Raw genomic sequence first — 23,920 nt, 5'->3', positions numbered from 1 at the left:
CCTATTCCGCCGCCAGCACCTGTTTGTCCGCGATCGGCAGGCGCATGGTGAAGACCGCGCCTCCGCTTTCCCGGTTTTCCGCCTTCAGCGTTCCGGAAAAATCATGGACGATCTTGTAGGCGATCGACAGGCCCAATCCAAGACCGGCACCGACATCCTTGGTGGTGAAGAACGGATCGAAGATCTGCGGCAGCGTTTCCTGGTCGATCCCGGTGCCGTTGTCGGCGACTTGCAGAACCGCCTCCCGGTCCTCGCGGACAAGCGAAAGACTGACCAGCGGGGCTGGGCGGGACTGCACCGCGTCGAACGCATTGGACAGCAGATTGATGATGACCTGTTCGAGGCGGATGCGGCCACCCTTGACGATAATGTCTTCCTCCGGAAGGTCGAGGTTCAGCACGAAACCGCTTTGCTTGATCTGCGGCTGCAGCAGGAGAAGGGCCTCGTCGATCGCCTGGCGCAAGGAGACGGGTTTGATATCCGTTCCGGAACGCCGGCTGAAGCCCTTGAGCGTCTTTGCGATTTCACCCATTCGGGTGACCATGCCGCCAATGCGCGCCAGGTTTGACTTCGCCTCGTCCGCGCGGTTGCGGTCGATCAGCATTTCCGCAATTTCCGCGTCGGACCGGATCGCGGCCAGGGGCTGGTTGTATTCATGGCTGAGCGCCGCGGACATCCGCCCGAGCGTTGCAAGCTTGGCCGCCTGGACAAGTTCGGCCTGTGTCTGGCGCAAACTGGCTTCCGCCTGCTTACGCTCCCGAACTTCGCGCTCCAGATGGGTGTTCGCCCGGCGCAGTTCCGCGGTCCGGCTCTGGACGCGGCGTTCCAGGCGAAGGGCCGACGCCCTGTTGCGCCGTTCCTCGCGCACGAACTCCTTGCGCCGGGCAATCAGGAACCAGATGCCACCTGCCGCGATGACGCAGACCAGCAGGGCCACAAGCATTGCCCATCCGGACTGACGGCGTGCGTCCTCGATGTCCACAAGCGTGCGCACTTCCCACTCCAGCACCGGAAGGTTCGACGTCAGCTGCATGTGCGAATTGCTGGCACCGGCGGCAGGAAGCAGCAAGTGCATGCGCCCCGCCAGCGACAGGTCGGCAACATTCCAGCTCGGGTCAAGCTCGTCTCTCGTGCGGCCCCTCAGCTCGGGGACATTGGAAACAACCACCCGGTTCCCACCATCAAGTGCGAGGATCGGATCCTTGCTCAAGGCCCAGGCCTGCTCGACGTCATCGAGACTCACGCGCACGGCCAGCACGCCGAGGAAGGTGTCTCCCCGCCTGAGGGGCGACGCAAAGACGTAGTTGGACGGCGTTTCCGGGGTTCCCGGGATCAATTCCCTGCCGAGTTGACCCTGGCTCGCCTGCGCAAAGGCGTGGGGTATCGTCGTGGCATCGCCGATCGCGTTGGCCGGGACGCTTTCCTGGCTGGACACGATCACCTTGCCCGACACGTCCATGAGCCAGATTTCCTCCGCACCGGACATGCCCGCCGCGATCGCCGCAATGCCGGGTTCCGCATCAACCCTTTGATTGCGGATGAGCCCCGCAATGTCCGGACCGCGTGCAAGCAAGGGCGAGAGCAGCCGGAACTTGTCCAGCAGGCGCTCCAGAACGGCGGTCTGCACGGCAAGGTTCGCTTCTGCCCTGGTCTCCGTCTCGGCAAGTGTGATGCGCAGGCTGGCGAGACCGGTCAGCCACACGATCAGGAGTGTGGCCAAGACCAGGCCGGCACCCATGCCGAATTTCAACTTGCGCCACGCCCGGCGCTTTGGTCTGCGCATCATCGGGTCAGTATACTGCACGAAATTCCGCCGTGAAATTGACCAAAATCGTCAGGGTCGGAAAAACCGTCAGACCAAGCTCCTCTGCCGCCTGTCGATGGCGACGCTCTTGATCAGCACGGTCACGCTCCTGCCGGTCTCGAGCTTCAGATCGGAAACAGATGCGCGGGTGATACGTGCCCGGATGGTCTGCTCGTTGAGAACACACAGGATTTCCGCATACGGGCCGGTCTCCTCGGAGATGCTGGTTATGGTTGCTTCGAACGCATTGCGGATCGAAAGGCCTTGCGGCGGTTCGAGCGCCAGGGCGACATCGCGCGCCCGGATCCGAAGCCGGACCGTATCGCCGGTTTCGGCCGGCAGGTCCGGGATCTGCAGGACGGCGCCACCGATATCGACAAGGGTCAGGCCCCATGCCGCATCGGTTCCTGTGACCTTGCCGTGAATGAGCGCACCGGCCTCGTGTCGCCCGGTTGCCCGGCCAAGGTCGGTTCTGGTCAGCATCTCGGCAACCGGTCCATAGGCGGGTGTGCGGCCGTCGGACAGGATGACCAGCGTGTCGGACAATCTCGCCACTTCCTCGATCGAATGACTGACATAGAGGATCGGTATGCCGGCTTCTCCGCACAAACGGTCGAGATAGGGCAGGATATCGTTGCGCCGCGCCTGGTCGAGACTGGCAAGCGGCTCGTCCATGATCAGGAGACGGGGATCAGACAGAAGCGCCCGCCCGATGGCAACGCGCTGCTTCTCGCCTCCCGACAGCCGGCCCGGCTTGCGCTCCAGAAGCGCGGATAGGCCCAGCAGTTCGACGACTTCATCCGGATCGCGATCCCCCGTGCGCCGCCCCGCCCAGCGCGCGTAAGTGAGATTGGACCTGACGCTCAGGTGGGGAAAGAGACGCGCATCCTGAAAGACATGACCGATGCGCCGCGCCTGCACCGGCAGGTTCACACCCTGCGCTGCGTCGAACAGAACCGTCCCGTCCAGGACGATCCGCCCGGATTGCGGCACCAGAAGTCCGGCGATCATGTTGGTCAGGGTCGTCTTGCCGGAGCCCGACTGCCCGAACAGCGACGTGACGCCGCCTTCGCTGGCAAACCTGGCCTGAAATTCAAGGCTGCCGACCCTGCCGGCAATGTCGACGTCAAGCATCGGCACCTCCGAGGCGGGACCGCAGGTGGCGCGCCAGCAATTCGGACGCAATCAGGGCGGCGAAAGCGACAAAGGCCGCGATCAGCGTGAGCCTGAAGGCGGCAAGGTCGCCACTGGGGGTCTGTGTTGCGGTGTAGAGTGCAAGCGCGAGTGTGCGGGTTTCACCCGGAATATTCGAGACAAAGGTGATGGTTGCGCCGAACTCACCCATGGCCTTGGCAAATCCGAGGATGGCACCACCGAGAATACCGGGCAGGGCGAGCGGCAGCGTCACGGTGAAAAACGTGACCAGCCTGTGCGCCCCGAGGGATTTCGCGGCTTCTTCCAACTTCGGATCCACCGCTTCGAAGGACAGGCGGATCGGGCGCACGATCAGCGGAAAGGCCATCACACCGGCAGCCAGCGCGGCACCGGTCCAGCTGAAGGCAAAACTGATCCCGAAGGTGTCGTTCAAAAAAGCACCGACCGGCCCCTTCCGGCCGAACATCATCAAGAGCACATAGCCCGTCACGACCGGCGGCAGGACCAGCGGCAGGTGCACCAGCGCGTTGACCAGTCCGTGGCCGGGAAAGCGAAACCGCGCGAGGACATAGGCAACGAGAACGGCGACCGGCAGGCTGACCACGAGCGCGACGGCTGCGACCCTCAAGGTCAACAGGAGTGCCTGCCATTCGTCGGGTTGAAGGTCGAAAAGGTTCACGTGCGCCCGGTCTGCTGCTCATCGCGCCGCTCGAGGCCGTGTCCCCTGGCGGCAAACTATTCCACCTTATCGGTCACAAACCCCAGAGATTGCAAGATTTCTCGTGCATCGGGGCCGGTGAGATAATCCAGAAAAGGTTCGGCGGCCGGGTTGCCGCTCCCTTCTGTCAGAGCCGCGAGATAGCGGATTTCAGGATGGCTCGTGTCCGGAAATGTCGCCAGAACGGCAACGTTCGGCTCGATTTCCGCATCCGTTCGATAGACGAGCCCGAGCGGCGTGTCGCCCCGGGCCACCGAAGCCAGGGCAATGCGGACGTTTTCCATGGGCGCAAGGCGGCCGGCAACCGATTGCCAAAGACCGAGGTTTTCCAGCGCCGTCCTGCCGTACCGGCCCGCCGGAACCGTGTCCGGATCCGCCATCGCCATGCGCTGGTCATCAAGGAAATCCGCGATCTTCGATGCTTCGAGTTCAAGTGCGGCGGCCCCGCTCGCCCCGACAAGGACGAGTGCGTTGGACGCGACCTGCCGCACGCTTGCAGCATCAATGCTGCCGTTTTCCGTCACGTAGTCCATCCAATCGGCGTCAGCGGAAACAAAGAGATCAGCCGGAGCGCCGGCCTCAATCTGCCGCGCCAGTACTCCGGTTCCGGCGAAGGAGAACACCACTTTCGTCCCTGTTTCTTCCTCGAAACCGGACGCGATCCGTTCCATCGCCTCGCGCATGCTCGCGGCGGCAAAGACCGTGAGATCGGATGCGGCCGCTGCCGGCGCGAGCAGCGCTGCCAGGACGGCAATGATCGGAAAAAGACGCGCGTACATTCGAGATCCAGATTCGCAGACAGTCAAACGGCTAGAGTATTTTCCGGCCAATCTTGATGTGTGTCGCTTGAATGCGTTCCACAACGGGTGAGGATATCCGGCCCCTCGGCTGCGTTGTGCCACTTGCACGATGCACCGCATCGCGCTTCGTGACCCGCCTGGCCGACTGAACCGGATATCCTCATCAAATGAACCAAATTGGTCGGAAAATGCTCTAGCTTACCGGCAGGTGGAGTGCAACAGCGCTCTCAATCCGTTGCGCGGCGATCTTCCCTGATCATGTCGGCACCCTTTTCCGCGATCATGATTGTTGGCGCATTGGTGTTTCCAGAGGTGATTGTCGGCATGACGGAGGCATCGATCACACGGATGTTGTCAAATCCCCGCAACTTGAGGCGTCCGTCCACCACCGAAGCGTCGTCCGTGCCCATCCGGCAGGTGCTGACCGGGTGAAAAATAGTGGTGCCGATCTCGCCGGCCGCCTTCACCAGATCCTCTTCGTCGGTCAAATCCGGTCCCGGCAGAAACTCTTCCGGCTCGAACGGCTGCATGGCGGGGGCTGCCATGATCCGCCGGGTCAGCCGGATCGCGTCCGCGGCAACCCGCTTGTCGGCTTCTGCGGAGAGATAATTCGGCAGGATCTCGGGATGATCGGATTTGTTCGCAGACGTGATGTGAACATGGCCACGGCTTTCCGGGCGCAGGTTGCAGACGCTTGCCGTCACCGCCGGAAATGGATGCAGCGGTTCACCGAATTTCGGCAGGGACAGCGGCTGCACGTGGTATTGCACATTCGGCGTTTCAAAGGACGGGTCGGTCTTCGCAAACGCACCCAGTTGGCTGGGCGCCATCGACATGGGGCCCGACCGCTTGAGCAGGTACTCCAGCCCGATCTTGGCCTTGCCGACCCAGTTGCCCGCCATCTGGTTCAGCGTCAGGGTGTTGCTGACCTTGAAAATCGGGCGCAGCTGCAGGTGGTCCTGCAGGTTCTCGCCGACATTGCGGTTTTCCGCGCGCGGTTCGATCCCGGCGTTCTTCAGGATTTCGGGGTTGCCGATCCCGGACAGCTCAAGCAGTTGCGGCGAGCCTATGGAACCCGCCGCGAGAATTAGCTCGCCGTCCACGCGCAAGGTGGCCGGCTCGCCCGCGACGTCAAGCGTCAGTCCGCGCGCCTTGCCGTTCTCAAAATCGATGCGATCGGCATGTGCCTCGGTCAGCACCTTGAGATTTGAGCGGTTCTGCGCCGGGCGTAAGAAGGCTTTCGCGCCATTCCAGCGCAGTCCCGATTTCTGGTTGACCTGAAAATAGGCCGATCCGAAATTGTCGCCCGTGTTGAAATCAGTGGTCTTGGGAATGCCGGTCTGTTCGCAGGCATCCCGGAACGCATCGAGGATCTCCCAGGACATGCGCTGCTCTTCCACGCGCAGGTTCCCGCCCTGGCCGTGCATGTCATTGTCCAGAGCATAGTGATCTTCCGATTTCCTGAAATAGGGCAGGACGTCTTCCCAGCCCCATCCGGTCAGCCCGAGCTGGCGCCAGTGATCATAATCCCAGGCCTGTCCACGCATGTAGATCATGCCGTTGATCGAGGAACAGCCACCGAGCACCTTGCCGCGCGGATAGAGCAGCGACCGGCCGTTCAGGCCCTTTTCGGCTCCGGTCTTGAAGCCCCAGTCGACCCGGGGATTGCCGATGCAGTAGAGATATCCGACCGGTATGTGCACCCAGACGTAGTTGTCGCGCTTGCCCGCTTCCAGGAGCAGCACCTTGACATCGGGATCTTCCGACAGGCGGTTCGCCAGCACGCAGCCTGCAGTTCCCGCGCCGACAATTACGTAATCCCATGCCCCGAGGTCGTGCATCGTTCCTCCAATACCCGTTTCCCGGATGGAGGCACGAGCGACGGTGTCCGGTCAAGTTAGCCGCTGGATGAATAAGACCCCTCCGTCGAACAAAATTGCCCCCGGCAATGGATGAAGACGCCTATAGATTGAGCCATACGCCAGGGTACGGACCCATAAATGAAGCCGATTTGGCGGCAGAAATGGTAAAACCTCGCGAGGAAGCGTGTGCAGAGCGGGCTCTATGCCCGGTCAAGCGCGGTGACGCTGTGAGGTGAAGCCATTTTGCCGTCCTCCGGATTTGGCCGTTTTGGCCATCTGCTGCGTCGCGAAAGGCTTGAAAATGAACCACATTTCCTGCGCTTCCGCTTCTCGCAGCTGGTCAAAACGATCCAAACCAAATTGACTTCATTTATGGGTCCGTACCCTAAGGCCGTTTACGTAATTCTTACGAGACCTTGCGACAAAGGAACCGGTTCCGCAGGCGAGGCTCACGACATGTCCAACTTTGCACAACGCAGTCTGGAAGGTGTTTTCCTGACCGCATTCGGTATTGCAAGCCGCATCTACCGTCCGCTGCGGAGCTGGCTCGGAGCGGCGGTGCTGTGCCTGTTCATCCTGATGACGGCGGCCGTGGTGCAGGTGTTCCCGGTCTCGAACTGGGACATGCTGGCCTATACGGCGACCGCGATCGAGCCGGACACGGCGGACAGCGCAGACCTGCATGCAAAGACCTACGCGCTCGTGAAGGCCAATGTCAGCGAGGGTGAATATGTCACGCTCACCGAGGACCGTCCTTACCGTGTCCATCAGGCGAAGGATGCGGACGCCTTTGAAACGATGCTCGGCTTCTACCGGCTCAAGGTGCTCTATGTCGAAACCGCGCGTCTTTTCTCGGGCGTCACCGGTACCGTTGAGGCGTTCCGGCTGATCTCGCTCCTGTCGGTCCTTGCCGTCGGCGCCGTCCTTCTGGTCTGGCTCGGCAGGACCGGAACACTGGCTCACGGGCCTGTCGTCGCCGCCTTCCTCATGCTGTGCAGCTTCGGCTACGCGGCCCAGCTCGTTTCGCCGGACCTCTACGCGACATTCTTCCTGTTGCTGGCGGCCTTCTTCTTTCTGGAAAAATGGGACATACCGGCGGCACTTGCGCTCATCTGCGCCTTTCTCGTGCGGCCGGATCACCTTGCCTTTGTCGGCGTGTTCTTCGTGTTCGCCGCCATCTACGGGCCGGGACGCTGGGCGATGATAGCCTGCTTCGCTGCGTGCCTGGGGATCTATATCTGGCTGACGCGCGGCGCGGATCACCCGGGCTGGTGGATCCACATGTGGTTCACCCATATCGAATACGTGCCGACACTGAAGGATTTCGATCCGCCCTTCTCCATCGTTACTTATGTCGAAATGCTCGTCCGGTCGACGGTCAGGGCCGTCATGGGCTTCACCTGGATCGCGGTTCTGTTCGGGCTCGTGCTCTTTTTCGCGAAGTGCATTTCACCCGACCGTCTGGATCTCAGGTCGAAAGTGCTGCTTTATGCGGCCTTCACGTCAATCTGTGCCAAATACATCGTGTTCCCGCACTATGAAACGCGGTTCCACCTGCCCTATCTCGTGATCCTCGGCATGATCTTGCTCGTCGGCTGGCACCGGCAGCAGACCGTCACGCAATAGGGGCTCGCAAATCGGGTCGCCTTGCGGGTGACCCGTTCTTAAGGTCGCCTCAGACGAACTGAGGAGACGTTCCATGTTTCAGATCAATCCCCTGCCGGAGAGCGCGTTCTCCCATCTTTACGGGCTCCCGGACGACGAACTTGCACTCAGGAATGTTCAAGTGCACGTATCCGATGGCGGAGCGCCCTGCCGGGTGTCCCTGACCGACCTTGCAGAAGGACAGCGCGTGTTCCTTCTGAACTTCGAACATCAACCCGGCGAAACCCCCTATCGCTCACGCCATGCGATCTATGTCGGCGACGGGGCGCTGGAGAACCGTCCGGCCCCCGGCGTCGTGCCCGCATCCATTGCAAGCCGGCTGTTGTCCGTGCGTGCCTTCAACGCGGAGCACGAAATCGTCGACGCCGATGTTATCGACGGTGCGGAGGTGACCGGGCTGATCTCGACATATTTCGGCAATGCGGACGTGGATTATCTGCACCTTCATTTTGCAAAGCGGGGCTGTTTTGCCGCCAAGGTGACCCGGGCAGGCGGCTAGAGCTATTTCCCTTCGGATTTCGACCTGCGTGTCAAACCGGTTCCTTCTTTTTTGGATAAACTGGTGCTGGCATCCGGGCGCACGTTTTGGAAGCGTCCGGTCCCGGAACGGCATCTCGTGCTAAACTTGGGGTGTCAGACACGGTTTCGACAATCAAAGGGAGAATTGCGCCATGCAGACCGCTGCCGACCGTTGCGCCGCTTTCAAGGCCCTACACGAAAAAGGGCGGGCTTTCCTCATGCCCAATCCCTTTGACATCGGTTCTGCCCGCATTCTTGATGGAATGCGGTTCGATGCGCTGGCCACCTCAAGCGCAGGCTTCGCCTGGACAAAGGGCGTGCGCGACGCCGAGGGTCATATCACCCGCGACGACGCACTCGCCCACGCCGCCGACATCATCAGCGCCACCAGCCTGCCGGTGAACGGCGATCTCGAAAACGGGTTCGGGCACAGCCCGGACGAGGTCGCCGAGACGATCAGAGGCGCCATAGACGTCGGACTGGCGGGATGCTCGATCGAGGACTACACCACCGACCCGCACGCGCCCTATTATCCGCTCGATGCGGCAGTCGACCGGATCAAGGCCGCCGTCGATGCGAAACTGAGCGCTTCGCCCGATTTTGTCTTGACCGCGCGCAGCGAAGGTCCGGTGAAAACACAATTCGAGCTTGATGAAACGATCAAACGCCTGAATGCCTTCGCCGATGCTGGCGCGGACTGCCTCTATGCGCCGCAACTCAAGGACAAGGATCAGATCGCGGCGGTGCTTGCCGCGGTCGACAAGCCGGTCAATATCCTCGCGGGACGCAAGAATTTTCACCTGACCCGGAAGGAGCTGGCGGACCTGGGCGTTGCACGGGTCTCGATCGGTGCCGGCCTTGCGCGGATCGCGCTCGGGGCGTTTGTCGCGGCGGCCGAGGACATGAAAGATGGCGGCGCCTTCGGATGTTTCGACCGGGCGCAAGGCATGAGCGATTTTGAATCGTTCATGAAGGCCCGGCCCTGAGCGGGATGGGCGGGAACGGGCCGGGCAGGGACACGGAACGGGCACGATCGGAGGACGCGACGGCTCTGAGCGAACTTGCCCGGCGCGCCTATGAAAGGTTCATTCCGATCATGAACGCGGTGCCGCTGCCGATGACGGCAGACTATGCCGCCCTGATCGGAAATGCCGATGTGTGGGTCGTGCGAAGCGCGGCCGGCATCGGCGCGAGCCTCGTTCTCGTACCGCAGGGCGATCACCTCCTGATCGAAAGCATCGCGGTGGATCCGGACCGGCAGGGCGAGGGGCTCGGACGGCTGATGCTGCACTGGGCTTACGCACGCGCACAAGACCTCGGCTTCAACGAGCTTCGCCTCTACACCAATGTCCTGATGCATGACAACAGGGCCTGGTACAAGCGCGCCGGATGGACGGAACTCCACGAGGAGCAGCGCGGCGACAAGCGCATCGTCCACTTCGCTTACTGGCTTCAGCCCGTCGCCCAGTAGGTCAGGACAATCGGCAGCGTGACCAGTGTCAGGCAGGTGGAGACGAATATGAACGCGGCCACGCCCTCGGCGTGATCGGGCTGATGCTGGGAAATCGCCAGATAGGTCGCGACGGAGGGCGGCATAAAGCAGAGCAGCACGATCACGCTCTCGATCTTCGCATCCAGCGGCAGAACCGATGTGATGGCAAAGGCTGCCACCGCCGAAATGCCGATATGGATCAGAGACAGGAGAACCGCGCGTGAAACGCCGCTCAGTTTCAGCGTCTCGAGACTGTGGCCAAGCGTGAGCAGCATGATGGGAATGGCCAGCCCGCCCAGGATCTCGAGGCTCTGGTCAACGGGACCGGGGATCTTCCAGCCGGTCGCGAGCAACACAAGCGCCAGGATCACGGCATAGATCACCGGCTGCCGGGCAAGCGCCTTGAAGTCCGGACGCCCCATGGGGATCGCAATACCTATCGTGAAAATCGCCGTCAGGACAACGACGATGAAGCCGATGGCGACGGCGCCCCCTTGCGCCCCGAAGGCCAGCGTTGCGACCGGCAGGCCGATATTGCCGACATTGGACAGCATCATCGGGGCCAGGTAGGCCCTGATCGAGACCCGCATCAGTTTCAGGACGAGAAAGCCGAGAGTGCCGAATATCACGACCATTGCGAGGGCCGCGCCAAGCACGGACAGAAAGGTCCCGAGCTGGATATGTTCCTTTGCCAGGTGAGACAGGATCAGGGTCGGATAGCCCACATTGGAGACAAGCGACCCGAAGAGTTTCCGGTCGAACGGGGCCCTGAACCAGGCCAGGGCATAGCCGAGCAGGACGCAGAGCAGCACCGGCACCATGACATTGGCGACATGTTCAACGATCCCGGTCACGCCCCTTCTCCCCACCCTTGTTCAAACCCTAGGGTTTGCACCTTTGCCGAATCAAGTGCGGGGAACACCTATTCCGGCCGTTCGCCAACGTAGGCGGCGCGAGGACGGATTTTCTCGTGGGCCGCATATTGCTCCAGCGCATGTGCGATCCAGCCCGTGATCCTGCCGGCGCAGAAAATGATCTTGGCCGCATCCTTCGGCAGGCCGTAGGTTTTCTGGGTGGCTGCCAGCGCGAAATCGATGTTCGGCGGCAGACCGAACAGGTCGTCGGCTGCCGTGATCATGTCCGGCAGACGCGCGACGAACGGATTGTCCGGTTCGGTTCGCAAGAGAATGTCCAGAAGGCAATCGGCACGCGGATCCCGGTCCTGATAAACGGAGTGGCCGAAGCCGGGCAATGTTTCCCCACGCGCGAGCCGGTCCGCCAGGGCCTGCTCGATGTCGGTCTCGAACTGGATTTCAGCAAGCCATGCCGCCGCCCTGTCAGGTGCCGCGCCGTGGCGCGGACCGGCAAACGCACCGAGGCCGGACAGCAGGGCCGCATGAAGCGGCGCGCGTGTCGACGCCGCGCAGCGTGCGGCGAAGGCGCTGGTGTTGAGTTCATGATCGGCGCACAGCACCAGCGCGGCCCTGATCACATTCTTCGCACCGGCAGACACCTTGAAGGCATCGGCGATCTGGGTGTGGACCGGAACGGCGACCGGTTGCTGATCGAGCAGGGCGGCGACGCAATAGCGCAACAGGGCCGCTCCCTTTGTCTGGAGCAGGCGCGGAGCAAGCGTGTAGGCGGCCCTGTCCTGCAACGGCCAGGCCGCCAGCGCCATCATCAGCCGGTCCAGCGGCGCAAGACCGTCCGGCATAGCCGGCGGGTCCTGCGGGACATTGCCGGCGAAGGGGTCGTCGGGCGAGGCCCAGAGAAGCGTTGCAACGCTCTCCAGCGTGGATGTCCCGGCGAGATCCGTCGCCAGCCTTCCCCGGTAGACCGGGCCCACGTCCGAGATCAGCGTGAGTTCGGTCTCAAGCACAGGATCACCGGTCAGCGGCCGCGCACCCGTATGGTCCTCGACCTGCCGGCGGCCCTTGAGGCGGCGGACGTCCGCGGCATCATACCGGCGCTTCTTGCCCGGACCGGCAACAGAGGAAATCAGACCGCGGCTGACATAGGCGTAAAGCGTTGCCGGCTGAACGCCGAGCTCCGTCGCGGCTTCCTTGGCAGAAAGAAAAATGGGCGTACTCATACATTGATTGTAACTGTCAACATTGATCAATGCAATTTCTTTCATCTATCTGAGCGCACCCAAAGAAGGAGCTGACCATGACAGAAGTGCCAAATCCGGCTCAGATGAAACAGGACCCGACTGCCGGTCTCGACGGGGTTGTTGCCGCCACAACACAGCTGAGCGACGTCGACGGCCTGAACGGCGTGCTGGTCCTGCGCGGCCGGAAGATCGAGGATCTTGCAGGCCGGGTTTCGTTCGAACAGGCGATCGCGCACCTGTGGCAAGACGTCGACCCCGCCGGCGCTCAATCGCTGAAAGTTCTTCTGGGCGAGGCGCGGATTGCAGCCTTTTCGCTTGTTCCCGTTCTGGAGAGCGCGCCGGAAAGCCTGCCGGTTCTGGAGCGGATGCAGCTTGGCCTTGCCGCACTTCAGCCGAAACCGGGCGCTCCGGAAGCCGTTTCGATCATTGGTGCCCTGTCCGTGTTCCTGGCAACGTCTCACAGGATCTCGACCGGCCAGAGGACGCTTGCCCCGGACAGCACGCTTTCGACGGCCGCCGACATCCTGCGCATGCTCACCGGGCAAATGCCCGCCACTGCACATACGGATGCCCTCGACCGGTATCTGGTCACCATTCTCGATCACGGTCTCAACGCATCGACTTTCACGGCCCGGGTGATCGGCTCGACGCAGGCAAGCATGAAGCAGGCTGTTCTGGGCGCCATGGGGGCGTTGAGCGGCCCGCTGCATGGCGGTGCGCCGGGACCGGTTCTGGACATGATCGACGCGATCGGAGAACCCGATAATGCCGAAAGCTGGATCAGGCAGGCGCTGGCGCGCAAGGAACGTCTGATGGGTTTCGGGCACAGGATCTACCGGACCCGCGATCCGCGCGCCGACGTCCTGAAAGACGGCCTGCGGCAGCTGAGCCGGGACAATCCGAAAGTGCAGCTCGCGGAAAACATCGAAGCGGCGGCACTCGCCGCGCTGAAAACAGCCAAGCCGGATCGGCCCCTGGACACCAATGTGGAGTTTTACACTGCCGGCCTTCTGGACGCGATCGGCATCGACCGGACGCTGTTCACCCCGCTCTTCGCCACGGGCCGTGCAGCCGGCTGGTGCGCGCACGTGATCGAACAGCAACGCACCGGAAAACTCATCCGTCCGGCATCGCATTATACAGGGCCGACGCCGGACTGATGCGGCGAAAGGCGTTTGAACCGGTCATTATGCCGGCAACTCGCAGTAACGAAAGGCGCACCCGGTCAGACACCTCTCCATCGTCATCCCGGACGCAGCAAAGCGGAGATCCGGGATCGGAGGGCCACCGCGTTGGCGCGTAACGGGCCATAGCGGCTCCCCGATCCCGGCTCGCGCTGCGCTTGGCCGGGATGACGATCGAAGGTGGACCTGCCGGGAGCGCTTCTATCAGCCGTCATTGCCGGACCTGATCCGGCAATCCACGCCGCTTCGTCCCGGTGCCCAAAAGCCGTGCATGCGGAGACGCAACGGAATGGATGCCATGGTCAAGCCATGGCATGACGTGGGAAGGAACAGAGGGTTGGACTGTGTTCCGGTCAGGATGGTGCTTTGTCATCCCGGTTTGCCGCGCAGGCGGCAAGACCGGGACCCAGTATTCCTTGCGTCTGGCGATGACAAACACCACGCCGGTTGAAGATTACTGGTTCCCTGCCTTCGCAGGGATGACAAGAGCGAAACCTGGTCTGTTCAAGCCACACGAATCCACCTCTCCATCGTCATCCCGGACGTAGCAAAGCGGAGATCCGGGACCGGAGCGCCACCGTGTTGGCGCGTGACAGGACATAGCGGCTCCCCGATCCCGGCTCGCGCTGCGCTTGGCCGGGATGACGATCGAAGGTGGACCTGCCGGGAACGCTCCCGTCGGTCGTCATTGCCGGACTTGATCCGGCAATCCATGCCGCTTCGTCCCGGCGACGAAACCCTGAGCAACCGGAAACGCAACGGAATGGATGCATGGTCGAGCCATGGCATGACGTGGGAAGGAACAGAGGGTTGGACTGTGTTTCGGTCAGGATGGTGCTTTGTCATCCCGGTTTGCCGCGCAAGCGGCAAGACCGGGACCCAGTATTTACCGTGGCTGAAGGTTAAAAGACGACGGTGAAACAAGTGGCTACTGGGTTCCGGCCTTCCGCTTTGCTTCAGCCGGAATGACAATTTCATTGATAGGAGATCGGCTAACGAGATCCATTTCGCGTTAAACAGGACAGCGGTTCGCCGAGCCATGGCATCACCCGGGAAGGGGCAGAGGCTTGGACTGTCGCCGGAACGAGGACGGCGGAAAGTCTTATCCGGCCATTTCGGCTTCGCGCACGGCGAGTTCGATCTCGTCGATGAGACCTTGCTCCAGGCCGAGACGGGCCGCCAGCATCTGCAGATAGGCACGTTCGGCCGGATGGTCGGGATCGATGGCAAGGCGAGAAGCCGCGTAGATCTCGGCCGCAGTTTCGGGACAGGTCGCGGATGCAACGACCTTGTCGAGGTCCAATGGCGATCTCAGTTCGTCCATCAGGAAGGCCTTGGCTTCGCTGTCGAGACCCGCTTCGTCGATCTTCGCAAAGATCCGGTCCTGTTCCTCACGGTCGATGTGCCCGTCGGCCTTGGCCGCGGAGACCATCGCAGTCAGCAGCGCGACCGCGAAGGCATTTTCGCCGCCCGGCTGCTGTGCCGGATCGAAAGCCGTGCCGCGCGGTGCCTCGAGCGGGATCGGTTCGTCCTGGGGATATTGAGGACGCGGCGCGTTGTGCTGGTTTGCCTTGTGGCCCTGATAGGCCTTGTAAGCGAGGCCCGCGACGAGCGCGAGACCGCCGTAGGTGACAGCCTTCTTGCCGATCTTGCGCCCGGATTTCGAACCGAGCATCAGCCCGGCGAGACCACCAAGCGCCAGGCCGCCGCCCTGGGAAGACAGAAAATCCTTGCCCTGCGAGAGCAGGTCACCCGATCCGCCGCCCCGCTGCGCCGCCCCGCCCTGGCCGCCATACTGATTGCCGGACTGGCCGCCGAGAAACTGGTCCAGCAAGGATTTCGCGTCAAACATGAAGTGCTCCCTTTAACGACCCCTTCCGGGGCAAATCACAATTGCCCTAACAGATGGTGCTTTCTGCACGGCGCGCAAGTTTGCGTTACATTTGCATACACAAACAAGACCGCCGGTCCGTCTGGCTGCAGACGCTATCCCAGAGGCAGCAGATTGTCGTCCTTGAGCGTCTCCATCGCGATCGATGACCTCACATGCTGCACGGCCTCCTGGGGCAGAAGATCGTCGTTGATGATCCGGCTGAGTTTCTTCAGATCCGCGACCACGATTTTCAGCATGTAGTCCACGTCTCCGGTGAGGGTATAGGCCTCCTGCACTTCCGGCATGGCCGTAACCATGTTGCGGAACTTGCGGGCATTCTCATGGCTGTGCGCGCCAAGCGTCACGCCGACATAGGCAGTTACCATGAGCCCGAGCGCTTCCGGGTCCAGAGCCGCCCGGTAGCGGCGGATCACGCCTGCCTCTTCCAGCTTCTGACGGCGACGGGACACCTGGCTTGCGGACAAGCCGATCAAGTCGCCAAGCTCCGCATTCGTCAGCGCCGCGTTCTCCTGCAACGCGGTCAGGAGTTTCAAGTCAAAGCCATCCCATGCACCAGTCATGCATTCAGTCCCGTTTTTTAGCAATTTCCGTGCGTCACCATACGCATTTTCACGTCAATTGCACACACCCTGCGCTTCGTTTGAGGCACTCTCTCCTAAACAACGTTCATTTGAAGGAGAGACGTCATGGGACCGTTCCCGCATAACGCGCCGCCTGCCCGGATCACGCCACAGAATCCGGCCGGTACGGACGGCTTCGAATTCGTCGAGTTTGCCCACCCGGAGCCGGAAAAGCTGGACGCACTGTTCCGGAGGATGGGTTACGTCCCGGTTGCCAGGCACAAAACAAAGAACATCACGCTCTATCGCCAGGGCGACATCACCTACGTCCTGAACGCGGAGCCCGGCAGCCATGGCATGCGTTTCGTCGAAGAGCACGGTCCGTGCGCACCGGCCATGGCCTGGCGGGTCGTCGATGCAAAGCACGCCTTCGACCATGCCGTTGCCAACGGGGCGACGCCGTATGAGGACGGCGACAAGACCCTGGACGTTCCGGCCATCGTCGGCATCGGCGGATCGCTGCTCTATTTCATCGACACCTATGGCGACAAGGGTTCTGCCTATACGGACGAATTCGAATGGCTCGGCGAAACCAACCCCAAGCCGGAGGGGGTCGGCTTCTACTATCTCGACCACCTGACCCACAACGTCTATCGCGGCAACATGGACAAGTGGTGGGATTTCTACCGGACGCTGTTCAACTTCAAACAGATCCACTTCTTCGATATCGACGGACGCATCACCGGCCTCGTCAGCCGCGCGATCACCAGCCCGTGCGGCAAGATCCGCATTCCGCTGAACGAATCCAAGGACGACACCAGCCAGATCGAGGAATATCTGAAGAAGTATCGCGGAGAGGGCATCCAGCACATCGCCGTCGGCACCGATAACATCTACGACAGCACGGACCGGCTGGCGGCCAACGAACTGAAGTTCATGCCGGGTCCGCCAGCGACCTATTACGAGATGTCGCATGATCGCGTCCAGGGCCACGACGAGCCGCTGGAGCGGATGAAGCAGCATGGCATCCTGATCGACGGCGAGGGCGTCGTCGATGGTGGCATGACGAAGATCCTTTTGCAGATTTTCTCGAAGACCGTGATCGGGCCGATTTTCTTCGAATTCATCCAGCGGAAGGGCGACGAGGGGTTCGGCGAAGGCAATTTCCGCGCGCTCTTTGAATCCATCGAGGAAGACCAGATCCGCCGCGGCATCCTGAAAACGGAAGCTGCCGAATAGGGCGCTGCCCTTTCCGGCAACCCGCCATCGGGCCGCAGGCCGCTTCCCACTCGGGAAGCGGCCTGCTTGCCTTCAAAAGACCTCCTCAGTGCCGTTCCAGCGCCACAATCACCTACAACTCCATGTTGACTAAGTAATTGTATTTAAAATATTTTTCTGAATGAATTACCGTTATCATTCCGCTAAGCCGCTGAATCTTTTCGTGTTTTTCAATCGCGCTTTATGCACGCATTATTTTTTTGAATTTTTTTTGATTTTTCGAGGAAGAACAATGGCCTCGGTGGGTTTTACAGACAGAGGTTGCCGTGAGGCCCTCTGTTGCATTGTCTAAGCACACTAACTTTCACCTCCGCGCTCGCGCGGAGGCTTTTTTTTGAAAAACAGCAAATACGCACCAGAAACAGCCTGGCGTTCCTCACCCCTTGACCCTGGCCTCCAGCACGTCCCAGACCATCGCCGCAACGTCCGGTCCGCCAAGATTACGGATCGCGCGAATGCCGGTCGGAGCGGTGACGTTGATCTCGGTCAGCATGCCGTCGATCACGTCGATGCCGACGAGAATGAGGCCCTTCTGCTTGAGCGACGGACCGAGGCGGGCGCAGATCTCGCGCTCCCGGTCCGTCAGGTCACTGTCGGTCGGCGCGCCGCCACGGACCATGTTGGAGCGCAGATCGCCCGCGGCCGGGACACGGTTGACGGCGCCCGCAAACGCGCCGTCGACCAGCAGAATGCGCTTGTCGCCATGTTTCACATTGGGCAGGAACTGCTGGATGACCCAGGGCTCACGGAAAGTGGCGTCGAAGAAATCGTAAAGGGAGCCGTAGTTCAGGTCGTCCCGGGTGATGCGGAACACCGCCGCGCCGCCATGTCCGAAGAGCGGCTTCATGACGATGTCGCCGTGTTCCCCGCGGAACAGATCAATCTCGGCCCTGTCCTTGGTGATGAGCGTCGGCGGCATCAGGTCGGCAAAGTCGGTCACGAACAGCTTTTCCGGCGCATTGCGGACTTCGCCGGGATCGTTCACGACCAGTGTGTCGGGATGGATCTTTTCCAGGATGTGCGTCGCGGCAATGTAGGAGAGGTCGAAGGGCGGATCCTGGCGCATCAGGACGACATCCATCTCGCGCATATCCATGCGCGTGCGCTCGCCAAGCGTGAAGTGGTTGCCCTTTTCGTCGCGCACCTCGACAGGCTCCAGCGCGCAAAAGACCTCATCGCCGCGCAGCGCGAGCCGGTCGGGCGTGTAGTGGTAGAGCGCATGACCGCGCGCCTGCGCTTCCAGCATCATCGCAAAGGCACTGTCGCCGGCAATGTTGATTGTCGAGATGTGGTCCATCTGGACCGCTACTTTCAAGGCCATGAGGCAACTCCCGGCGGGCGCGCCCGAAAGGCGCAGGGGGATACTAGATCGTTTGGTCCAGATATGCGGTGGCGATGCGTCTTTGTCCAGTGGGTGACCCTTTGGAGCATTCCTGCGTCGCACTTTCCGTTCGCAGGCTGTTGCCGGCTCCGGCCTTGGCGGCCCATCCTTCGAGACAGCGCCTCCGCGCTTCCTCGGGATGAGGCTGCTTTGTGAGAAAAGGTTTCGCTGAAGAGATATCCGCCGATGCGCGCCTGCCCCTCCACCGTCATCGCGGACGCAGCGCAGCGGAGATCCGCGACCCACTCGTTTTCAGAGCCTTCGCAGGGATGCGGAAAAGCGAAACAATCAGCCGATGCGGCAAGCCGACAGGCGAATAGGCCCCGGATCTGCGCTGTCGCTTGTCCGGGGTGACGCAACGAAGGTTGGACGGCATAGGCGCTTCATCTTCCTCGTCCTGTTGTTTGAGCCGCTTCCTCATTCTGCGGCTGCGTTTCCCGCATTCACGCGATCGGGGAGGCAATGCGCTCTCCAGTCAACAAACTTGTGATTCCGGCTGAAGCGCAGCGGAAGGCCGGAACATAGTCCTAGCCTCTGTTCCTTCCCGGGTCATGCCATGGCTTGACCATGGCAGCCATTCCGTTGCGTTTCCGATTGCTCAAGTTTTCGTTGCCGGGACGAAGCGGCATGGATTGCCGAATCAGGTCCGGCAATGACGGCTGATAGAAGCGTTCCCGGCAGTTCCACCTTCGATCGTCATCCCGGCCAAGCGCAGCGCGAGCCGGGATCGGGGAGCCGCTATGTCCCGGATCTCCGCTTTGCGGCGTCCGAGATGACGATGGCGAGTTGGATTCGGGTGGCTTGAACAGACCAGGTTTCGCTCTTGTCATCCCTGCGAAGGCAGGGAACCAGTACTCTCCGGCCGGCGTGGCGTTTATCATCGCCGGGCGCAACGAATGCTGGGTCCCGGTCTTGCCGCTTGAGCGGCAAACCGGGATGACAAATCCGGGAGAAAACCCCGTATCCCGACTTGGCGTCGATCGGAATTGCGCAGCTTTCTCAAAGACATAAGTTCGAGTGTATTTTCTAAACCGGAGAACGGTGTATCTAACCATGGCATCGACACCGATGCCGGTCGCAGTGGTGCACTTTGCCCGGCTGTGCATCCGGTCCACTGCCTAAAATCTACTCCCAAGCCTCAAACGCGTTTTCGATCCGCTCGGGCAGTGCCCAGGGCCGGATGATGATGACGTCGAACCTGAGCGTGAAGAATCCCGCCTTGGGATGTTCGGACACGAAAATCTTTGCTGCCCGCGTGATCCGCTTCTGACTGGCCGGGGTGACGGCGCTCAAGGCCGCCTCGCGGGTTTTGCGGGCCTTGACCTCGACAAAGGCGACCGTCTTGCGTTTCTTCGCGATCAGGTCGATTTCACCGGCCCTGGTCCTGTAGCGCCGTTTCAGGATGCGCCAGCCGGTGAGCCGCAGATACCAGGCCGCCCGGCTTTCCGCGGAAAGCCCCAGCCTGTGGGCCTTCCGGCGCGTATCCGACTGCTTCCCGGTCTGTCCCAAGCTCACCGTTCTCCCGATTTCAGGTCAAGTGCACGCTTGTAGACCTCACCGCGATCCAGCCCCGTGGCCTTCGCGACCTTCTTGGCGGCCGCGCTCACCGGCATCTCGTCAAGCGCGGCCTTGAGCAGCGTGTCCAAGTCGGACGCATCCGCTTCGGGCCGTTCTTCCGGCGGGCCGACGAGGATGACGATTTCGCCCTTGACGGCCGCCTCATCGAACCGCCCGGCGAGTTCGCTCAAGGTGCCGCGTTCGAAGGTTTCGAAGCGTTTTGTGAGTTCCCGGGCGACGACGGCCTCGCGCGTGCCGCCGAGCACGTCGGCCATCAGCGCCAGCGTCGCCCCCGTACGATGCGGGGACTCGAAGAAGACCAGCGTTGCCGGCACCTTCGCCAGGTCCTCGAGCCGTTTCGTTTTCGGGCCGCCCTTTTGCGGCAGAAAGCCCGCGAAGAGCACCGTGTCGCTCGGCAGGCCCGAGGCGACCAGACCGGCGAGAGGGGCCGAGGCTCCCGGGATCGGAACCACCTTGTGGCCGGTTTCCAGGACACCGCGCACAAGGCGGTAGCCCGGATCGGAGACCAGCGGCGTTCCTGCATCGGACACGAGCGCGACCGCATTGCCGGCATCGAGCTCCGCCAGGATCTTCGGTCTCTGCTTTTCCGCGTTGTGTTCGTGATAGGGCATGAGGGGCGTTTTCAGCCCGAACTTCTGGGTGAGGGTCGACGTCACGCGCGTGTCTTCGCAGGCGATCATGCTGCTGGCCGCCAGTGTCTCCAGTGCCCGGACCGTGATGTCACCGAGATTTCCGATCGGAGTGGACACGATGTAAAGCGCCGGTTCCAGATTGGGCGCGGAAAAGGCGTGTTCGGACAGGCTGAAACGATTCCTTTCCGGACGTTTTTCGGTCTCCATGAAAGCTCCCATCACTTGCCGCCGGACAGCATCCCGTGCCCTGCGCTAACCGCAGCAGAGCGGCGTTGCAAGGTAAATCCACTGTTCATCGGGCAGGTATGCCACCGAAAAGCCGCTAAAACTGGACATTCTCCCGGCGAATCCGTAAGTCTTCCCGATAGTGGAAAAATAACAATGGCAAGTGCAATGCGGGGCAAAACCGGACAGCAACAGAGGCGCCAGTTCCTGAAAACGGCTCTGGTGTGCAGCAGCGCTTTTGCGCTTACGGGGTGCCTCGGATCTTCGCTCGGATCGCTTCCCGGAGACCAGGTTCAGCCGACCGCGCAACCGCAGACAACCGGGGAAGTGATCGGAACCGGCAGCGTGCGCGTCGGATTGCTGCTGCCACTTGGAAGCACCGGCGGCAACGCCTCGATCGGCACCGTCTTCAAGAACTCGGCGGCACTGGCCCTGCAGAATTTCCCGAATGCGGACGTCCAGCTGCTGGTGAAGGACACCGGCGGATCGTCCGAAGGCGGTCGCGCCGCCGCTCAGGCCGCGATATCGGAAGGTGCCGAACTGATTCTCGGACCGGTGTTTGCGCCGGCGGTCTCGGGCGCAGCCACGGCCGCACGCGCCGCGGGCGTTCCGGTCATCGCCTTTTCGACGGACACATCGGTGGCTGCGCGGGGGGTCTATCTGCTGAGCTTCCTGCCCGAAACCGACGTCAAGCGAATCATCGGTTACGCCAACAGCCAGCAGAGACGCTCCTACGCGGCGCTGATCCCGGAGGACAGTTACGGTGCGGTCGTCGAAGCCGCCTTCCGGCAGGAGGTCGGCCGCGGCGGCGGCAGGATCGCAACCATCCAGCGTTACAAGGCCTCCGGTTCGGATACGTCTGACCTGATCGCAAAAACGGCCGCGCTCCGATCCGTCATCAATAGCATCGATGCGCTGTTCGTCCCGGCGGGCGGCAACGTGCCGCCGCTCGTCGTGCAGTCGCTTTCCAGCCAGGGTGCAAATTTCGGCACCATCAAGCTGCTCGGCTCCGGTCAATGGGATTCCGCGCAGCTCAAGAACAGTCCCTCGCTTGCCGGCGCCTGGTTCGCGGGACCGGAAGACAAGGGTTTCCAGGGCTTCGCGCAGCGCTACCAGGGGACCTACGGGACGCCCCCGCCGCGCAATGCAAGCCTTGTCTATGATGGCGTGACCCTCGCCGCGGGCCTGATCCGCTCCGCCGGTCCGCAGCGGTTCCAGCAGAGCATCCTGACCAACCGCGACGGCTTCATCGGCATTGACGGCCTGTTCCGCTTCAGGAACAACGGTCTCAACGAACGCGGCCTCGCCGTTTATCAGATCACGGGCCGCGGAACCGAAGTGGTGTCACCTGCCCCACGGGATTTCCGCACGGGATTCTGATACACCTGCCCCTTCGGGAGGAGTGCATTGATGTTGAACGGCAAAGCCATTGTCCTGATCATCAGCGGCGGCATTGCCGCCTACAAGTCGCTCGACCTGATCCGGCGGCTGAAGGAGCGCGGTGCGCGCGTGATCCCGATCATGACTGACGGTGCCCGCGAGTTCGTGACACCGCTCGCCGTCGGTGCGCTCTCGGCGGAACAGGTTTTTACCGATCTCTTCGACCGGGCAGCCGAGCACGATGTCGGGCACATCCGCCTTGCCCGTGATCACGACCTGATCCTGATTGCCCCCATGACCGCCAATCTCATGGCCAAGACGGTGCATGGCATTGCCGATGACCTGGCCTCCGCGGTGCTGCTGGCAACGGACAAACCGGTGCTGGCCGCGCCCGCCATGAACCCGAAAATGTGGCAGAACCCGGCGACCTTGCGCAATGCGGCCATGCTTGAAGAACGCGGCATCAGGTTTGTCGGTCCGGCAAGCGGCGAGATGGCGGAAAAAGGCGAGGCCGGTATTGGCCGGATGAGCGAACCGCTGGAGATCGTTGCCGCCGCCGAAGCTTTCGTGAGAGACGAGGATATCCGCCACTCCGGATTACTGCTTGCCGGGAAACACGTGCTGATCACGTCCGGGCCGACACATGAGCCGATCGATCCGGTCCGCTATATCGCCAACCGCTCATCGGGCAAGCAGGGCCATGCGCTCGCGCGCGCCGCATTCGCTGCAGGCGCACGCGTCACGCTCGTGTCCGGGCCGGTCGAGCTGCCCGACCCGGCCAATATCGAGACGGTGCACGTCGAGACGGCGGCGGAGATGCTCAAGGCCGTTGAAGCCAATCTGCCCGCGGATATCGCCATCATGGCCGCTGCGGTCGCAGACTGGCGTGTGGCTTCGGAAGGGGTCCAGAAGATCAAGAAGGACGGAAGCGGCCAGCCGCCTGCACTCGCGCTGATCGAGAACCCGGACATTCTGGCAACGATCGGCCATCACCAGAGCCTGCGGCCGCAACTCTTGATCGGATTTGCCGCCGAGACGCAGAACCTGATCGACAACGCGCGCGCCAAGCTGGATCGCAAGAACGCCGACTGGATCATCGCCAACGATGTCAGTCCCGAGACGGGCATCATGGGCGGCGATGCCAACACAGTCCGCCTTGTCAGCCGGTCCGGGGTCGAGGATTGGCCCGAAATGAACAAATCCGACGTCGCCCACCGGATCATCGCACGGGCTGCGCAGGAAATCGGTGACTGACCGAGATCGCCAATCGAGGCCGGGAATTGGGCAGCGCACTCTTCCCCTTCAGTCATTGCCGGACCTTTTCCGGCAATCCATGCCCCTGCCTCTCAACCCTGAGAGGCCGTGCGACCGGAAACGTATCGGAATGGATGCCATGGTCACGCCATGGCATGACGCCGGAGGGGATGAGGGGATTTTGCCGGACGGTTTTCATTCAATACCGCTTCATCCTGAGGCGCGGAGCCTCGAATGAGGGGTGATGCACTGTGGGCGTGCCGTGCATCCTTCGAGACGGGCCGGAGGCCCTCCTCAGGATGAGGCAGGGGAGGCCGGGATCTCGAATTCAGGAACCGTCCCTGCCACTGTCACCCGGGGCGAACGCAGTGAGACCCGGGGCCGGGGAGCCCCGGCGCGCCGGGAGAAGACCGAAAAGCCGCCAGG

The 23,920-nt window shown here is 62.0% G+C and carries 20 protein-coding genes; 8 read left to right on the top strand and 12 right to left on the bottom strand.

Annotated features, from left to right (window positions below; genetic code table 11):
• Window position 1: 1 nt before the first annotated feature.
• The 5 genes from ACO07N_RS08150 to ACO07N_RS08130 all read right to left on the bottom strand — a co-directional run bounded on the left by ACO07N_RS08150 (window position 2) and on the right by ACO07N_RS08130 (window position 6,318).
• Window positions 2–1,804, bottom strand: a complete 1,803-nt coding sequence (locus tag ACO07N_RS08150) for an ATP-binding protein (protein ID WP_421980540.1) — start codon at window positions 1,802–1,804, stop codon at window positions 2–4.
• A gap of 48 nt (window positions 1,805–1,852) precedes the next feature.
• Window positions 1,853–2,944 carry a molybdenum ABC transporter ATP-binding protein gene (gene modC / locus ACO07N_RS08145; protein ID WP_421980539.1) on the bottom strand — a complete coding sequence of 364 codons (1,092 nt, stop codon included), beginning with the start codon at window positions 2,942–2,944 and terminating at the stop codon, window positions 1,853–1,855.
• Window positions 2,931–3,638, bottom strand: coding sequence for a molybdate ABC transporter permease subunit (gene modB / locus ACO07N_RS08140; RefSeq protein WP_421980538.1), 708 nt, complete (start codon window positions 3,636–3,638; stop codon window positions 2,931–2,933). The genes modC and modB overlap by 14 nt, the downstream gene beginning before the upstream one ends.
• 56 nt (window positions 3,639–3,694) lie before the next feature.
• Window positions 3,695–4,456 (bottom strand): molybdate ABC transporter substrate-binding protein, encoded by a 762-nt coding sequence (gene modA / locus ACO07N_RS08135; protein ID WP_421980537.1) that lies wholly within the window; start codon window positions 4,454–4,456, stop codon window positions 3,695–3,697.
• 248 nt (window positions 4,457–4,704) lie between these two features.
• Complete coding sequence (locus tag ACO07N_RS08130) at window positions 4,705–6,318, bottom strand: GMC family oxidoreductase (protein WP_421980536.1); 1,614 nt, start codon at window positions 6,316–6,318, stop codon at window positions 4,705–4,707.
• 477 nt (window positions 6,319–6,795) lie between these two features.
• Between ACO07N_RS08130 and ACO07N_RS08125 the strand changes: the two genes are divergently transcribed.
• The 4 genes from ACO07N_RS08125 to ACO07N_RS08110 all read left to right on the top strand — a co-directional run bounded on the left by ACO07N_RS08125 (window position 6,796) and on the right by ACO07N_RS08110 (window position 9,994).
• Window positions 6,796–7,965: a hypothetical protein gene (locus tag ACO07N_RS08125; protein ID WP_421980535.1), complete on the top strand. Its 1,170-nt coding sequence runs from the start codon at window positions 6,796–6,798 to the stop codon at window positions 7,963–7,965.
• 73 nt (window positions 7,966–8,038) lie between these two features.
• Window positions 8,039–8,503: a DUF1203 domain-containing protein gene (locus ACO07N_RS08120; protein ID WP_421980534.1), complete on the top strand. Its 465-nt coding sequence runs from the start codon at window positions 8,039–8,041 to the stop codon at window positions 8,501–8,503.
• Window positions 8,504–8,675: 172 nt separating this feature from the next.
• Window positions 8,676–9,509: an isocitrate lyase/PEP mutase family protein gene (locus ACO07N_RS08115; RefSeq protein ID WP_421980533.1), complete on the top strand. Its 834-nt coding sequence runs from the start codon at window positions 8,676–8,678 to the stop codon at window positions 9,507–9,509.
• A 5-nt stretch (window positions 9,510–9,514) separates the two neighbouring features.
• Window positions 9,515–9,994, top strand: coding sequence for a GNAT family N-acetyltransferase (locus ACO07N_RS08110; protein WP_421980532.1), 480 nt, complete (start codon window positions 9,515–9,517; stop codon window positions 9,992–9,994).
• On the opposite strand, the gene ACO07N_RS08105 is transcribed toward ACO07N_RS08110, so the two are convergent.
• Entirely contained in the window at window positions 9,976–10,869 is an 894-nt protein-coding gene (locus ACO07N_RS08105) for an AEC family transporter (protein ID WP_421980531.1), read from the bottom strand. The genes ACO07N_RS08110 and ACO07N_RS08105 overlap by 19 nt on opposite strands.
• A 68-nt stretch (window positions 10,870–10,937) precedes the next feature.
• Complete coding sequence (locus ACO07N_RS08100) at window positions 10,938–12,107, bottom strand: citrate/2-methylcitrate synthase (RefSeq protein WP_421980530.1); 1,170 nt, start codon at window positions 12,105–12,107, stop codon at window positions 10,938–10,940.
• A 77-nt stretch (window positions 12,108–12,184) separates the two neighbouring features.
• Here ACO07N_RS08100 and ACO07N_RS08095 point away from each other — a divergent pair, with 77 nt between their 5' ends.
• Window positions 12,185–13,288, top strand: coding sequence for a citrate synthase/methylcitrate synthase (locus ACO07N_RS08095; protein ID WP_421980529.1), 1,104 nt, complete (start codon window positions 12,185–12,187; stop codon window positions 13,286–13,288).
• Window positions 13,289–14,414: 1,126 nt separating this feature from the next.
• Here the strand turns inward: ACO07N_RS08095 and ACO07N_RS08090 are convergent.
• Both ACO07N_RS08090 and ACO07N_RS08085 read right to left on the bottom strand, forming a co-directional pair.
• Entirely contained in the window at window positions 14,415–15,164 is a 750-nt protein-coding gene (locus tag ACO07N_RS08090; protein WP_421980528.1) for a tellurite resistance TerB family protein, read from the bottom strand.
• A gap of 134 nt (window positions 15,165–15,298) precedes the next feature.
• A complete protein-coding gene (locus tag ACO07N_RS08085; protein ID WP_421980527.1) occupies window positions 15,299–15,766 on the bottom strand; it encodes an Lrp/AsnC family transcriptional regulator in 468 nt (155 codons plus the stop codon).
• 126 nt (window positions 15,767–15,892) lie between these two features.
• Between ACO07N_RS08085 and hppD the strand changes: the two genes are divergently transcribed.
• Window positions 15,893–17,005: a 4-hydroxyphenylpyruvate dioxygenase gene (gene hppD / locus ACO07N_RS08080; protein WP_421980526.1), complete on the top strand. Its 1,113-nt coding sequence runs from the start codon at window positions 15,893–15,895 to the stop codon at window positions 17,003–17,005.
• A gap of 415 nt (window positions 17,006–17,420) precedes the next feature.
• On the opposite strand, the gene gshB is transcribed toward hppD, so the two are convergent.
• The 3 genes from gshB to rsmI form a co-directional block, all read right to left on the bottom strand.
• The gene (gshB, locus tag ACO07N_RS08075) at window positions 17,421–18,365 is read right to left on the bottom strand and encodes a glutathione synthase (RefSeq protein WP_421980525.1); all 945 of its coding nucleotides are present in this window, start codon (window positions 18,363–18,365) and stop codon (window positions 17,421–17,423) included.
• 1,185 nt (window positions 18,366–19,550) lie between these two features.
• Window positions 19,551–19,934 (bottom strand): YraN family protein, encoded by a 384-nt coding sequence (locus tag ACO07N_RS08070; RefSeq protein WP_421980524.1) that lies wholly within the window; start codon window positions 19,932–19,934, stop codon window positions 19,551–19,553.
• A gap of 2 nt (window positions 19,935–19,936) precedes the next feature.
• Window positions 19,937–20,842: a 16S rRNA (cytidine(1402)-2'-O)-methyltransferase gene (rsmI, locus tag ACO07N_RS08065; protein WP_421980523.1), complete on the bottom strand. Its 906-nt coding sequence runs from the start codon at window positions 20,840–20,842 to the stop codon at window positions 19,937–19,939.
• Between the two features lie 174 nt (window positions 20,843–21,016).
• Here rsmI and ACO07N_RS08060 point away from each other — a divergent pair, with 174 nt between their 5' ends.
• Together ACO07N_RS08060 and coaBC are read left to right on the top strand one after the other, a co-directional pair.
• Window positions 21,017–22,240 (top strand): penicillin-binding protein activator, encoded by a 1,224-nt coding sequence (locus tag ACO07N_RS08060; protein ID WP_421980522.1) that lies wholly within the window; start codon window positions 21,017–21,019, stop codon window positions 22,238–22,240.
• 30 nt (window positions 22,241–22,270) lie between these two features.
• Window positions 22,271–23,494 (top strand): bifunctional phosphopantothenoylcysteine decarboxylase/phosphopantothenate--cysteine ligase CoaBC, encoded by a 1,224-nt coding sequence (gene coaBC / locus ACO07N_RS08055; protein WP_421980521.1) that lies wholly within the window; start codon window positions 22,271–22,273, stop codon window positions 23,492–23,494.
• Window positions 23,495–23,920 lie beyond the last annotated feature (426 nt).

It is taken from the genome of Roseibium sp. (assembly GCF_965229775.1).
Taxonomy (GTDB): domain Bacteria; phylum Pseudomonadota; class Alphaproteobacteria; order Rhizobiales; family Stappiaceae; genus Roseibium.
The sequence above is the reverse complement of the archived record's forward strand: the minus strand, read 5'-3'. Positions and strand labels throughout refer to the sequence as shown.

Bases quoted from the DNA above. Each gene is read 5' to 3' on its own strand.
- hppD (WP_421980526.1), top strand. From the start codon at position 15,893: ATGGGACCGTTCCCGCATAACGCGCCGCCTGCCCGGATCACGCCACAG.
- ACO07N_RS08130 (WP_421980536.1), bottom strand. From the start codon at position 6,318: ATGCACGACCTCGGGGCATGGGATTACGTAATTGTCGGCGCGGGAACT.
- modA (WP_421980537.1), bottom strand. From the start codon at position 4,456: ATGTACGCGCGTCTTTTTCCGATCATTGCCGTCCTGGCAGCGCTGCTC.
- ACO07N_RS08110 (WP_421980532.1), top strand. From the start codon at position 9,515: ATGGGCGGGAACGGGCCGGGCAGGGACACGGAACGGGCACGATCGGAG.
- ACO07N_RS08115 (WP_421980533.1), top strand. From the start codon at position 8,676: ATGCAGACCGCTGCCGACCGTTGCGCCGCTTTCAAGGCCCTACACGAA.
- ACO07N_RS08100 (WP_421980530.1), bottom strand. From the start codon at position 12,107: ATGAGTACGCCCATTTTTCTTTCTGCCAAGGAAGCCGCGACGGAGCTC.
- gshB (WP_421980525.1), bottom strand. From the start codon at position 18,365: ATGGCCTTGAAAGTAGCGGTCCAGATGGACCACATCTCGACAATCAAC.
- rsmI (WP_421980523.1), bottom strand. From the start codon at position 20,842: ATGGAGACCGAAAAACGTCCGGAAAGGAATCGTTTCAGCCTGTCCGAA.
- ACO07N_RS08120 (WP_421980534.1), top strand. From the start codon at position 8,039: ATGTTTCAGATCAATCCCCTGCCGGAGAGCGCGTTCTCCCATCTTTAC.
- ACO07N_RS08085 (WP_421980527.1), bottom strand. From the start codon at position 15,766: ATGACTGGTGCATGGGATGGCTTTGACTTGAAACTCCTGACCGCGTTG.
- ACO07N_RS08125 (WP_421980535.1), top strand. From the start codon at position 6,796: ATGTCCAACTTTGCACAACGCAGTCTGGAAGGTGTTTTCCTGACCGCA.
- ACO07N_RS08090 (WP_421980528.1), bottom strand. From the start codon at position 15,164: ATGTTTGACGCGAAATCCTTGCTGGACCAGTTTCTCGGCGGCCAGTCC.
- ACO07N_RS08060 (WP_421980522.1), top strand. From the start codon at position 21,017: ATGGCAAGTGCAATGCGGGGCAAAACCGGACAGCAACAGAGGCGCCAG.
- coaBC (WP_421980521.1), top strand. From the start codon at position 22,271: ATGTTGAACGGCAAAGCCATTGTCCTGATCATCAGCGGCGGCATTGCC.
- ACO07N_RS08095 (WP_421980529.1), top strand. From the start codon at position 12,185: ATGACAGAAGTGCCAAATCCGGCTCAGATGAAACAGGACCCGACTGCC.